The organism is Serratia sp. NA_112.1, from assembly GCF_052691715.1.
In genome coordinates this window covers 395,588-408,521 of the sequence record NZ_JBQZFO010000003.1, presented here as the reverse complement: position 1 = coordinate 408,521, position 12,934 = coordinate 395,588, and the positions used below count along the sequence as shown (strand labels likewise).

The window sequence follows — 12,934 nt, the reverse complement described above, 5'->3', positions numbered from 1 at the left end:
ACCCGAGGCGACAAAAAATCTGCAGTTGCGCATTTAATAACTATTTCATCACAGCATTTGCTTAACCCCGCCGAGCGGGTACAATCTTTTTGAGAAAATTCCGCTATTTTTAATTGTTGTCCTTTCACGACGACCCTTCCCTCCATCATAAATAAATAGAAAAGGTGTGTGCGTGCAGAAGTACTTAATTGAAGCGCGTAGTTTATTGGCCCTCGCTATCCCGGTGATCATCGCGCAAATATCACAAACCGCAATGGGCGTGGTTGATACCATTATGGCCGGTGCCTACAGCGCCACAGATATGGCAGCGGTTGCCGTCGGCACTTCAATCTGGCTACCGGCCATCCTGTTCGGCCATGGCCTGCTGCTGGCACTAACGCCGGTGATTGCACAGCTGAACGGCGCTGGCCGACGCGATCGCATCGCTCATCAGGTTCGTCAGGGCTTTTGGCTGGCGGCCGCCGTCTCAATGCTGGTGATTATCGTGCTGTATAACAGCAAGTTTGTCATCGACATGATGCACAACATCGACCCGCAGTTGGCGGATAAGGCGGTGGGCTATCTGCATGCCATTATGTGGGGCGCGCCGGGCTATCTGTTCTTCCAGGTGCTGCGCGGCCAATGCGAAGGCCTGTCGAAAACCAAACCGGGCATGGTAATTGGCTTTCTCGGCCTGCTGGTGAATATCCCGATTAACTATATTTTCATCTACGGTAAATTCGGTATGCCGGAACTGGGCGGCATCGGTTGCGGCGTGGCAACCGGCAGCGTCTACTGGTTTATGTTCCTGGCGATGCGCTGGTACGTAAAACGCACCCCTTCCCAACGCGACATTCTGCCGCACGAAGGCAGCAACCTGCGGCCTGACTGGTCGGCGATGAAACGCCTGTTCGGCATTGGTCTGCCGGTGGCGCTGGCACTGTTCTTTGAGGTCACGCTGTTCGCTATCGTCGCCCTGCTGGTGTCGCCACTGGGTATTGTTTCCGTGGCCGGACACCAGATTGCACTTAACTTCAGCGCACTGATGTTTGTATTGCCATTGTCACTGGGTGTCAGCGCAACTATCCGCGTCGGCTATAGGTTGGGTGAAGGCTCGGTTGAAGGTGCGCGAATAGCCGCCTATGCGGCTATTGCCGTAGGTATCGCCATGGCCTGCTGCACCGCGCTGTTTACCGCCACCTTCCGTGAGCAAATTGCCCTGCTGTATAACGACAGCCCGGCGGTGGTTGCCATGGCCTCGCACCTGATGCTGCTGGCGGCCATTTACCAGATTTCTGACTCTATTCAGGTGATCGGCAGCGGCATTCTGCGTGGCTATAAAGATACCCGTTCAATCTTCTTCATCACCTTTATAGCCTATTGGATCCTGGGTCTGCCGAGCGGTTATGTGCTGGCGCTGACCGATATCCTGGTACCGGCTATGGGGCCAAGCGGATTCTGGATTGGCTTTATCATTGGCCTGACCTTCGCCGCCATCATGATGGCCATGCGCATGCGCTGGCTGCAAAAACAACCGGCGGTACTGATCCTGCAGCGATCCACCCGCTAAGGGTCGCTGTCGACCGGCAAGTCAAACCGGTCGACAGCTTCCTTACCCTGATTTGCAGAAAAAACCACCGCACTGCACATAAGCGCAGCAATCACGTGAAATACCGGATAAAATTGCGTTTTTCTCCTTGCCAGCACGCAGGTTGCTCGTTAATATTCGTCCCCGCTGTCAGCCATGACAGACAGGAAAAGATGCGTCCGTAGCTCAGTTGGTTAGAGCACCACCTTGACATGGTGGGGGTCGGTGGTTCGAGTCCACTCGGACGCACCAAATTCCTAAAAGCAGTACAGTGCGTCCGTAGCTCAGTTGGTTAGAGCACCACCTTGACATGGTGGGGGTCGGTGGTTCGAGTCCACTCGGACGCACCAAATATCTAAAAGCAGTGCAGTGCGTCCGTAGCTCAGTTGGTTAGAGCACCACCTTGACATGGTGGGGGTCGGTGGTTCGAGTCCACTCGGACGCACCAAATCATTGTTTCCCCAGTTTCACCCTATCGACTCGCGCCCCTCCACCGTTAACTCGCCGGTACGATCCCGTAGCTTTGCTCCTGTCACCGCAAGCCGTATCAGGTATCATCGAGGCGAATACCTTATCAGGACCGAATCCATGCTGACATTTACCGCCCAGACCCCGTTCGAAAAACTCGACAACGGCCTCATCCGTCGACAAGGCATCATGAGCAACGGCGCCCGTGCCACCGAAGTGAAATTTGATGCCGGAACCTTTGGCCAGTTGCAAAAGCGCGATTTCGCTCTGCAAACGCAGGTGGTTTCCGGTGAGTTCGAATTCACTCTGGGCAATGACATTCAGGTGGTGGTAGCCGGTGAAAGCATCATGATTCCTGCCAACACCGCCAGCGGTTGTTTCTGTCTGGCGGCAGGCACCCTATGGGAAATTGTCACCACAAACTGATCGATAATACCTGCATTAATAAAGCGGTTATTTGCGCAACAAACACCGGCTAAGGGTTTGCATTTCGCCATATTTACTACTGATTTGACAGAACCGAGGTTTTGCATCGGTTTTTTATTTTGTTTCCCATAACAATGCCTTTATAATGCGCAACGTCTTTCAGTTGAATGGTTTCAGCCCTTGATCTGCGAAAACGCAATAACAACACATTTTCATCTCATCACGTTGCGCAGCATCCCCGCATCCCGGCGCGGGCTGAATTTTTCCGCCCCATTTCGACTCTGGTCACCTATCCTTAACAGTGTTTTGCACCATCAGGCACGACTCAAATCCCTTATCAGTGGCCTGACCGCTGGTTTTATTCGTTTTATTATCCATCACAACTTGTAGAAAACTCCGTCATGAAAAAGACCAAAATTGTTTGTACCATCGGTCCAAAAACCGAATCGGAAGAAATGCTGACCAACCTGCTGAATGCGGGCATGAACGTAATGCGCCTTAACTTCTCCCACGGCGATTATGAAGAGCACGGCAACCGCATCAAGAATATGCGCGCCGTGATGGCGAAAACCGGTCAGAACGCCGGCATCCTGTTGGATACCAAAGGCCCGGAAATTCGCACCATGAAACTGGAAGGCGGCAAAGACGCGGCGCTGGTTGCCGGTCAGACCTTCACTTTCACCACCGATCAGAGCGTTATCGGCAACAACGAACGCGTTGCAGTAACCTACGCGGGCTTTAGCGCAGATCTGAAAATCGGCAACACCGTGTTGGTGGATGACGGCCTGATTGGCATGGAAGTCACCAATGTGACCGAAAGCGAAGTTGTCTGTAAGGTACTGAACAGCGGCGACCTGGGCGAAAACAAAGGCGTTAACCTGCCGGGCGTTTCCATCCAGCTGCCTGCACTGGCCGAGAAAGACAAGCGCGACCTGATTTTCGGCTGCGAACAGGGCGTGGACTTCGTTGCCGCTTCCTTCATCCGCAAGCGTTCTGACGTGCTGGAAATTCGTGAGCACCTGAAGGCCCACGGCGGCGCGCAGATCCAAATCATCTCCAAAATTGAAAACCAGGAAGGCCTGAACAACTTCGACGAAATCCTCGAAGCTTCTGACGGCATCATGGTTGCTCGTGGCGATCTGGGCGTTGAAATCCCGGTAGAAGAAGTGATCTTCGCTCAGAAGATGATGATCGAAAAATGTAACCGTGCACGTAAAGTGGTGATCACCGCCACCCAAATGCTCGATTCCATGATCAAGAACCCACGCCCTACCCGCGCAGAAGCCGGCGACGTTGCTAACGCCATTCTGGACGGTACCGACGCTGTGATGCTGTCTGGCGAGAGCGCCAAGGGCAAGTACCCGTTGGAAGCCGTTACCATCATGGCGACCATCTGTGAGCGCACCGATCGCGTGATGCCTAGCCGTATCGACAGCCTGCATGACAACCGCAAGCTGCGCATCACCGAAGCCGTATGCCGCGGTGCCGTTGAAACCGCAGAGAAACTGGACGCACCACTGATCGTGGTTGCTACCAGCGGCGGTAAATCAGCCAAGTCCGTGCGTAAATACTTCCCTAATGCCGTGATCCTGGCCCTGACCACCAACGAAACCACTGCTCATCAGCTTATTCTGGCCAAGGGCGTGATCCCACAAATGGTCAAGGAAATTGCCTCTACCGACGACTTCTATCGCATCGGTAAAGAAGCGGCATTGGCCAGCGGTTTAGCTCAAAAAGGCGACGTTGTAGTGATGGTTTCTGGTGCACTGGTACCAAGCGGCACTACCAATACTGCCTCGGTTCACGTGCTTTAATATAAAACGTGACATAATTATTTTGACAAAAACGCCGCTTAGCGGCGTTTTTTTAGCACTGGTAAACCGTTTCCTCAAAAACGCAACCGTGGATTGCTCATTATTTGGCTAATTACAAATCGGAGTTGTCCCATGGAATCCGGCTGTTTTCCCTACATTTTTTAACTACTCCTCAAAAGAAGATGCAAGTTTGAGCGAACGATCAAAATAAAGCACTCCAATCCAAAAAAATTATTCTCTTTCGAAAAAAGTTTGTGTAATACTTGTAACGCTACATGGAGATTAACTCAATCTAGAGGGTGTTATAATGAATCGTACTAAACTGGTACTGGGCGCGGTAATCCTGGCTTCCACTATGCTGGCTGGCTGTTCAAGCAATGCTAAAATCGATCAACTGTCTTCTGACGTTCAGACTCTGAACGCTAAAGTTGACCAGCTGAGCAACGACGTGAACGCAATCCGTTCTGACGTTCAAGCAGCCAAAGACGACGCAGCACGTGCTAACCAGCGTCTGGACAACCAAGCACACGCTTACAAAAAGTAAGATAGCTTCGGTTATTGAAAACGGCGCACAATGTGCGCCGTTTTTTTTGTCTGCAAATTTCCCCCTACTCCCCATGCCCCCCTGTCGACAGACGAAAAAAGGGCCCAGCACGCTGAACCCCTCAGGATTATCCATTAAGACCGCGTTTTAATTCACCGAACTGATGGGCGCGCTCTTGAATAGGCCTTTTTTCGCTTCCTGTGGGGCTACAGGCGTTAAGCTGACCTCAGATGGGTTCTGCCCCAGGTTAACCAGTACCGGCATGCCAGAGCGGCGTACAACCGCACTATCGAACACGGCCTTATCGGTCTGCGCATCCCCGACAAAAGCTTTCTCGGTTTTCGACAACGTGATCGGCATGGTCTGCGGATCGTCGCTTTCAACTCTCGACAGTGGCTGATGAACTTCTACGTAACGCTTACCGTCCGGCTCAACGGAGATTTTTACCGGATCATTGATTACCTGCACGCGGGTGCCACGTGGAACCATATTAAACAACGCTTCGATATCCGTTGGGCGCAGGCGGATACAGCCGGAGCTGACGCGCATGCCGATACCAAAGTTGGCGTTGGTGCCGTGGATCAGGTATTCACCGTGCCCCATGGCCAGACGCAGGGCAAACAGGCCCATTGGATTTTCAGGCCCGGCCGGTACGACGGCTGGCAGTTTCACCCCTTTTTCCAGGTAGCGTTTACGGATATTGGCCGTCGGCGTCCAGGTCGGGTTCGGGATTTTTTGGCTGACAGAGGTCACCTCCAACGGCGTGTGCATCCCCGTCTGGCCGATACCGATAGGGTAAACAATCACTTTATTTTCGCCTTTCGGATAGTAGTACAGACGCAGTTCGGCCAGGTTGACCACGATCCCCTCACGCTTGGTATCCGGCAACAGCATCTGGGTCGGGATAGTTAATACCGAACCTGGCTTGGGCAGGAAGGGATCTGTGCCCGGATTGGCCTCCAGCATGCCCAGCAAACCAATTTTATAGTCAGCGGCAATCGCCTCCAGCGGGCGGCCATCATTGGGTACAGTATAGGTGGTGTTCTCGCCAATCAGACGGCTGTCCGGCGGCGGCAGCGGGTATTCGCTCGCACTGGCGGCCTGGGTGCCGGTCAGTACGGTGGCAAATAACATGCCCATTAAACTCAACGCACGTTTCATTATCATCCCTATTATGCTTATTACGGTTCGGCCACAAGGCTAACGGGCACTTGGTGGCGGGTAAATCAGACAAGACCTGATTAATACTAGCAATGCTGCAGTTAAAGGCAATAAGTTCTCTAAAAATCAACATGTTATAACGTAATCGCTTTATGGATTTGTCAATGTAACGTCAAGGGGTAAGCTGCTGATATGTCACTGATTTGCGGGGCGAACGAACGAGGTGTTGAGGGTTTGTAAAGACTCATTGACACAGGAAATACCAGAAACGTATCAATGAGTCTCACCGCTATGTCAGAATTTGGCAGCCTGACTGCGGATAGCGCGGATCATAGCCTCTAACCCTTGCGAGCGTGACGGCGTCAGGTGCTGGCTCAGCGCCAATTCGGCGAAGAAAGGGCGAACATCCAGATCGACAACCTGCTGCGGCGTCATCTGGTGATAAAGGATAAACACCACGGCCAGCAACCCTTTGACGATGGCCGCATCACTGTCCCCATGGAATTCAACACGCCCTTGATCATCAAGCTGCATCACAATCCATACCTGGCTCTGACAGCCGGAAATCAGATTGCCCGCCTGACGTTCCGTATCGTCAAGCGCCGGCAGCTTGGCGCCCAGCTCAATGACATACAGGTACTTATCTTCCCAATTCAGACAGCGGGAGAAATTACGCACTAACTTATCTTTGTCCGGCAAATTCGCCATGAGGATCCTTTCAATCATTCAGGGGCCGGCATGCCGACCCCATGTCACTGACTACAGGTATTGATTCACCCGGAGGGATTAAGCCCCGGTCTGTCCTATCCCAACAGTTTTTGGATGCGCTGTAACCCGGCCACCAGCCGGTCTACTTCATCGCGCGTATTATATAACGCCAACGAAGCGCGGCACATGCTCGGCACATTATAGAACGCCATCAGCGGCATCGCGCAATGGTGTCCGGTACGAATGGCAATGCCGTACTGGTCCAGGAAACTGCCGACGTCAAAGGCGTGGTGCTCACCCAGGTTAAAGGCGATCACGCCGGCACGCTCTGTCGGGCCGTAGATTTTAAGCCGGGGTACCTGTTGCAGAGCCTCCAGCGCGTAACGCATCAGCGACTGCTCGTAGTCACCAATCGCCTCCAGCCCCAGCGCATTCACATAGTCAATTGCCGCCCCCAACCCCATCATACCGGCTGTGTTGGGTGAACCGGCCTCAAAGCGCCACGGTGGCTCGACGTAGGTAGTTCCTGCCGTCAGGCTGACCTGTTGGATCATCGACCCGCCCCCTTCCCAGGGAGGCATTTGCTGCAACAGCGCCTGACGACCGTAAAGAATACCGATGCCGGAAGGCCCATACAGCTTATGCCCGGAGAACACGTAGAAATCGCAATCCAGCGCCTGAACATCCACCCGCTGGTGCATCACCGCCTGTGCACCGTCGATCAGTACCTTCAGGCCCGCCGCTTTTGCCTGTGCCGTTATTTCCTGCACCGGGTTCACCGTGCCCAACACGTTGGACATCTGGGTTAGCGCCAATAGTTTGGTGGACGCGTCGATCAAGCCCGGCAACTGAGCCAAATCCAGAGTGCCATCTTGCTGTAGTGGCCAGACGCGCAGGTTCAACCCGCGTTCCTGCGCCAGCATCTGCCAGGGTACGATATTGGCGTGGTGTTCCATCTCGGTGATGATAATGCTGTCACCGGGCTGCAAAAAGTGGCGGCCAAAACTGTTAGCTACCAGATTGATGCCTTCGGTGGTGCCCTTGACGAATACAATCTCTTCCGCCGAGCCGGCATTGATAAACGCCGCCACCTTTTCACGCACCGCTTCCATTTCCTGCGTCGCTTCGGCGCTTAACGTATGGATGCCCCGGTGTACCGCCGCGTAGCCATGACGGTAAAAATCCAGCTCGCGATCGATAACTGCCTGCGGTTTCTGCGCGCTGGCTGCGCTGTCGAGGTAAGCCAGCGGCTGGCCATTGACCTCGCGTGCCAACAGCGGAAATTCACTGCGTACCCGTTCAATTGGAAAACTCATGCAGCCTCCCCCGGCAGGCGCTGCGCAATCCGTGCCAGCACCGATTCACGGATGGTGTCATTGCCAATCCCCTCGGTCAGCTCCGCGGCAAAGGCAAAGATGATCATCTGCTGCGCCGCATGCTTGTCGATCCCACGCGATTGCAGATAAAACAGCTGCTCTTCATCGATGCGCCCGACGGTCGCGCCGTGACTGCACTTCACGTCGTCAGCGTAGATTTCCAGTTGCGGCTTGGTATCCACCTCCGCCACCTTGCCGAGCAGCAGGTTGTGGTTGGTCATCTGACCATCGGTTTTAATCGCGTGTTTGGCCACTTTAATCATGCCGTTAAACACCGCTTTGGCGCGATCGCTGACCACCACTTTGTGCAGTTGGCGGCTCTCGCAGTAACCCTTGTTGTGCTCCAGGTAAGTGCGGGTATCGCAGACCTCTTTACCGACCGGCAACACCAGGCTGTTGATCGTCAGGTTGGAGCCTTCACCGTTGAGCTGCGCGCTGGTATTATGCCGCGTCAGCCCCGCCCCGAGCAGGAAACTGTCGCTCTTCACCCGTGCGTCGCGGCCAATCACCAGATCGTTATGGGCAAAGTGGTAACTCGGCTGACTTTCAAATGCCAGTTTGCAGTGCTGCAGTTGAGCATTGTCACCCACGTTAGCGGTCAGGCGTGCGCCAGTGAAATGCGCAGCGTCGTTAAGGCTGACGTAATGCTCGATCACCTCAGCCTGCGCATTACGCGCAATCTCAAGATGATGGCGGTGATGGACGGTATTCACTTCACCTTCAGCGCCGCGTCCGCTGCTGATATGCAGCAGATACAGCGGCCGCTCTGCAATTTTGCCGGCCGCCACGCGGATAATGCTAGTTTCCTGCGCCAGGCTTTCGGTCAGATGCAGGAAGATTTCAGCCTGGATCGGCTCCGGCAAGGCCTGTAGCGTGCCGTAAGGAGCCACCTCAAACTGGTAATCGCCCAGTTCACTGTCGCTCAATGCCACGCTGAAGCGCCCGTCGATAAACACCAGACGGTAAGCGTCGATATCCAGCGCCAATGCATCCCGCTGAGCGGCAGTGATCGACTCGAGTTGCGGCTCAAGAAACTGTTGCGCCAGCAAGCCTTCCAGCGGGGTGTATTTCCAGTTTTCATGCTTGCGGGTCGGCCAGCCCAGTCGCAAAGCCTGTTGCCAGTGTGCCAGCGCATGGGCGGAATGCTCGCCGCCGCGGGCTTCAAACAGACTGTAGAGTTGCTGCAGCGCGCGCGAATTATTGTTCGTCGGTAAGCCAGCCATAGCCCTGCTCCTCCAACTGTTTCACCAGAGTAAAATCGCCGGATTTGACGATGCGCCCCTGAGAAAGAACATGAACGTAATCCGGTTTGATGTAGTCCAGAATGCGCTGGTAGTGCGTGACGATAATGAACGAGCGCTTGCCGTCCCGCAGTGAGTTAACGCCGTTGGCGACAATTTTCAGCGCATCGATATCCAAACCGGAGTCGGTTTCATCCAGAATGCACAGGTCCGGTTCCAGCGCGGCCATCTGCAGGATGTCATTGCGCTTTTTCTCGCCACCGGAGAAGCCGACGTTAACCGAACGGGTCAGCAGATCGGGCGGCATATTCAACAGCTCGATTTTTTCTTCGATAAAATCAGCGAAATCGAAGCGATCGAGCGGCTCCTGCTCGCGATATTTACGCACCGCATTAACCGAGGTCTGCAGGAAGAAATGATTGCTGACGCCGGGGATCTCCACCGGATACTGAAACGCCAGGAACACTCCTTCACCGGCACGGTCTTCCGGTGCCAGTTCAAGCAGGTCCTTGCCTTTGAAGGTCACTTCACCCGCGGTCACTTCGTACTCTTCGCGCCCGGCCAGGGTCGCAGAAAGCGTGCTTTTGCCCGAGCCGTTCGGCCCCATGATGGCATGCACTTCACCCGGTTTGATTTCCAGATCCAGGCCCTTGAGGATCTCGTTGCCTTCCGCGCTGACTTTTAAATTTTTGATACTTAACATGCAGTGTCCTTAGGTCGCGCTTTCGCGCTGTAAATCCGGCGGTTAGCCCACGCTGTGTTCCAGGCTGATGGCCAATAACTTCTGTGCCTCAACGGCGAACTCCAGCGGCAGCTCGGAGAACACGTCCTTACAGAATCCGTTGACGATCATCGAAATGGCATTGTCTTCGCTGATGCCGCGCTGCAGACAATAGAACAGCTGGTCATCACCAATTTTTGAGGTCGTCGCCTCGTGTTCCAGCTGCGCACTGTTGTTGCGTGCTTCAACATACGGGAAGGTATGAGCGCCGCTATCCGGCCCGATCAACATCGAGTCACACTGGGTAAAGTTACGCGCGTTTTCCGCACCCGGCAGGATCTTCACCAGCCCGCGATAGGTATTCTCGCTGTGTCCGGCGGAAATGCCTTTGGCGATGATGGTCGAACGGGTGTTCTTGCCGATGTGGATCATCTTGGTGCCAGTGTCCGCCTGCTGATGGCCGCTGGTCAGTGCCACCGAGAAGAATTCACCGATAGAGTTATCCCCCTGCAGGATCACACTTGGGTATTTCCAGGTGATTGCCGAACCGGTTTCCGACTGGGTCCAAGACATCTTCGAGCCAGTACCTTCACACAGCGCGCGTTTGGTCACAAAGTTGAGGATGCCGCCCTTGCTGTCCCCCCCAGAGAACCAGTTCTGCACCGTCGAATATTTCACTTCGGCGTCTTTGTGCAGGATCACTTCCACCACCGCCGCGTGCAGCTGATAGCTGTCGCGCACCGGGGCCGAGCAGCCTTCGATGTAGCTGACATAGCTACCTTCATCGGCAATCAGGATGGTGCGCTCGAACTGACCGGTTTTGGCGGCGTTGATACGGAAATAGGTCGACAGCTCCATCGGACAGCGCACGCCCTTCGGCACATAGACAAAGGTCCCGTCGGAGGCCACTGCCGCATTCAGGGCAGCAAAAAAGTTATCGTTGGAAGGCACTACGCGACCGAGGTATTTGCGCACCAGATCCGGGTATTCATGGATAGCTTCGCCGAACGAGCAAAAAATCACCCCGCTCTCCGCCAGTTTTTCACGGTAGGTGGTCGAAACCGAGACCGAGTCGAAGATGGCGTCTACCGCCACTTCGCTGCCTTCACGCACCGGGACGCCGAGCTGGTTAAACGCCAGTTCAACCTCGCTGGTCAGGTAATTGTTGTCCGTCGGCGCGCCAGGTTGCTGCTCCGCGCCGGGCTGCGAGCCGCAAGCGTCATCACAACTGCCGCAGGACGGCGCCGAGTAATAGCTGTAATCCTGATAGTTCAGGCGCTCATAGTTCGCTTTCAGCCAGTGCGGCTCTTCCAATTGCAGCCAGGCACGATAGGCTTCCAGCCGAAACTCCAGCATCCACTCAGGTTCGTTACGCTTGGCCGAGATCGCGCGCACCACGTCTTCGTTGATGCCCATCGCCAACTCGTCGGTGGCCAACTGGGTAAAAAAACCTTCTTTGTAGCGACCTTCGCTGACCCAAGCCTGCACTTCATTAGGCATTTCTACATTGCTTCGTGTCATGTTGATTGCATCGCTCAAACGCCAAAACTCTCGCCGCAACCGCAGGCATGCTGAGCTTTAGGGTTATTAAATTTGAATATCTGATTCAGCCCTTCACGGACAAAATCCACCGTGGTGCCATCGATAAACGGCATGGCTTTCAACGGCACATACAGCTTGGCACCATCACGCTCAAACAGCAGGTCGTCGTCAGCAGGAGCACGGGTGAGATCCAGCACATAGGCAAACCCGGCGCAGCCTGACTGCTTCACCCCGAGTTGCAGCCCTTTCACCTGCGAGTCCTGCTGCATGAGTTTTGTAATTTGTTGTACGGCATTGTCACTGAGCAAAATGCCTTGCCAGACATTTTCGTCCAGAGAAAAGGTGCCGACATTTTCAGTTTGCATATGGCCTACCTCACACTCGTGTTTTTCCACAGCCAATCTGGGTTGCTACTATGTTAGTGATAACGATTATCACTTCAACCGTTTGTTTTACAGGGGTATCCGCTAAAAGCCTGGATTTTCACTTCGGCATGCGGCAAGCGCGCGGGACAGTCAGCACGCCAGGCGCTGCCGGTCAGAAATGGAATCATTTTATCCTTATGAATTTACTGCACATCCTGTATCACCATTGCGCTTGTCCATTGGCTCGAACGCTTTACAGGGCCGTGCTTTTTCTGTCGATTCAAACATTCATAGAAAATACCTATTTCTGCATTTTGTCTTTCTTAAAAATGCGTTTATCGACAATAAGGCGCATTTCACGCCATTCCACTCACCCAACTGAACCAACAGAAGCGGCCACCTCTGATTAAAGTTTAGTCGTTGCTGGCTATATTGGGTTGCGGCTGCCACTATGCATCTCCTGTCGATGATAAATATTTCAACAGAATGATTGATCACCAACGCGCCAATAAATATGATAATAATTATCATTCAATTACAATTGAGCGCGGGCAAATGAATATCTCGATGAATGCGTGGCTGTTGGGCAAAATTGATGACTACAAATTCAGCGTGCGCGACGCCACGGTAGATTTCTACATGGCGGAGGCGTCGCTCAGGCGGCCGGAATGCAATATCAACCACCTGAAACGGTACAACAATGTCAGTTTGAACATGGCTAATCTGTGTCTGGAGAATGGCGATGATGAAAGTTATCTGCACGCGCTCAGCAAATTGCATAACCGGCTGATCGTGGAAATCAACAATCCGCAGCGCTGCCAGCTGTTCCGGGTTCAGAGCTATCATTTTGCCCGCCGTACCCTGACTCTTATCTGCCAGAAATATGCGATGGAAGGCACCTGGGAGAAGGCCAACGCCTTCCAGAAGGATTTCGTCAAGCGGGTGCCTTTTCAGCTGTAAACCAGCCCAACGAAGAAACACCCGCAGACAGGGCTGCCTGC

General features: G+C 53.9%; 13 protein-coding genes and 3 tRNA genes. 9 read left to right on the top strand and 7 right to left on the bottom strand.

Translation table 11 applies throughout. The annotated features are described in order from the left end of the window. Positions 1-172: 172 nt before the first annotated feature. The 7 genes from ACUTQ5_RS09800 to ACUTQ5_RS09770 all read left to right on the top strand — a co-directional run bounded on the left by ACUTQ5_RS09800 (position 173) and on the right by ACUTQ5_RS09770 (position 4,819). Complete coding sequence (locus ACUTQ5_RS09800; RefSeq protein ID WP_445651088.1) at positions 173-1,549, top strand: MATE family efflux transporter; 1,377 nt, start codon at positions 173-175, stop codon at positions 1,547-1,549. Between the two features lie 193 nt (positions 1,550-1,742). Continuing rightward, a tRNA-Val gene (locus tag ACUTQ5_RS09795) sits at positions 1,743-1,819 on the top strand. A 21-nt stretch (positions 1,820-1,840) separates the two neighbouring features. Next, positions 1,841-1,917, top strand: a tRNA-Val gene (locus ACUTQ5_RS09790). Positions 1,918-1,938: 21 nt separating this feature from the next. Further along, positions 1,939-2,015, top strand: a tRNA-Val gene (locus ACUTQ5_RS09785). A gap of 140 nt (positions 2,016-2,155) precedes the next feature. After that, positions 2,156-2,461, top strand: a complete 306-nt coding sequence (locus tag ACUTQ5_RS09780; RefSeq protein ID WP_445651087.1) for a cupin — start codon at positions 2,156-2,158, stop codon at positions 2,459-2,461. A gap of 401 nt (positions 2,462-2,862) precedes the next feature. After that, entirely contained in the window at positions 2,863-4,275 is a 1,413-nt protein-coding gene (gene pykF / locus ACUTQ5_RS09775; RefSeq protein ID WP_445651086.1) for a pyruvate kinase PykF, read from the top strand. A 307-nt stretch (positions 4,276-4,582) separates the two neighbouring features. After that, positions 4,583-4,819 (top strand): major outer membrane lipoprotein, encoded by a 237-nt coding sequence (locus ACUTQ5_RS09770; protein ID WP_005165631.1) that lies wholly within the window; start codon positions 4,583-4,585, stop codon positions 4,817-4,819. A 147-nt stretch (positions 4,820-4,966) separates the two neighbouring features. On the opposite strand, the gene ACUTQ5_RS09765 is transcribed toward ACUTQ5_RS09770, so the two are convergent. The 7 genes from ACUTQ5_RS09765 to sufA form a co-directional block, all read right to left on the bottom strand. Next, entirely contained in the window at positions 4,967-5,980 is a 1,014-nt protein-coding gene (locus ACUTQ5_RS09765; RefSeq protein WP_445651085.1) for a L,D-transpeptidase family protein, read from the bottom strand. Positions 5,981-6,274: 294 nt separating this feature from the next. Continuing rightward, positions 6,275-6,688 carry a cysteine desulfuration protein SufE gene (gene sufE / locus ACUTQ5_RS09760; RefSeq protein ID WP_445651084.1) on the bottom strand — a complete coding sequence of 138 codons (414 nt, stop codon included), beginning with the start codon at positions 6,686-6,688 and terminating at the stop codon, positions 6,275-6,277. A gap of 95 nt (positions 6,689-6,783) precedes the next feature. After that, the gene (gene sufS / locus ACUTQ5_RS09755) at positions 6,784-8,004 is read right to left on the bottom strand and encodes a cysteine desulfurase SufS (RefSeq protein ID WP_445651083.1); all 1,221 of its coding nucleotides are present in this window, start codon (positions 8,002-8,004) and stop codon (positions 6,784-6,786) included. Further along, positions 8,001-9,287: a Fe-S cluster assembly protein SufD gene (sufD, locus tag ACUTQ5_RS09750; protein WP_445651082.1), complete on the bottom strand. Its 1,287-nt coding sequence runs from the start codon at positions 9,285-9,287 to the stop codon at positions 8,001-8,003. The genes sufS and sufD overlap by 4 nt, the downstream gene beginning before the upstream one ends. After that, a complete protein-coding gene (sufC, locus tag ACUTQ5_RS09745; protein WP_115184789.1) occupies positions 9,262-10,008 on the bottom strand; it encodes a Fe-S cluster assembly ATPase SufC in 747 nt (248 codons plus the stop codon). Before sufC ends, sufD begins: the two co-directional genes overlap by 26 nt. A 42-nt stretch (positions 10,009-10,050) precedes the next feature. Then, positions 10,051-11,547 carry a Fe-S cluster assembly protein SufB gene (gene sufB / locus ACUTQ5_RS09740; protein ID WP_445651081.1) on the bottom strand — a complete coding sequence of 499 codons (1,497 nt, stop codon included), beginning with the start codon at positions 11,545-11,547 and terminating at the stop codon, positions 10,051-10,053. Between the two features lie 14 nt (positions 11,548-11,561). Continuing rightward, positions 11,562-11,933, bottom strand: a complete 372-nt coding sequence (gene sufA, locus ACUTQ5_RS09735) for a Fe-S cluster assembly scaffold SufA (RefSeq protein ID WP_174352502.1) — start codon at positions 11,931-11,933, stop codon at positions 11,562-11,564. Between the two features lie 50 nt (positions 11,934-11,983). Here sufA and ACUTQ5_RS09730 point away from each other — a divergent pair, with 50 nt between their 5' ends. Both ACUTQ5_RS09730 and ACUTQ5_RS09725 read left to right on the top strand, forming a co-directional pair. After that, complete coding sequence (locus tag ACUTQ5_RS09730) at positions 11,984-12,343, top strand: hypothetical protein (RefSeq protein ID WP_445651080.1); 360 nt, start codon at positions 11,984-11,986, stop codon at positions 12,341-12,343. 145 nt (positions 12,344-12,488) lie between these two features. Next, entirely contained in the window at positions 12,489-12,893 is a 405-nt protein-coding gene (locus ACUTQ5_RS09725) for a hypothetical protein (RefSeq protein ID WP_445651079.1), read from the top strand. Positions 12,894-12,934: the final 41 nt, after the last annotated feature.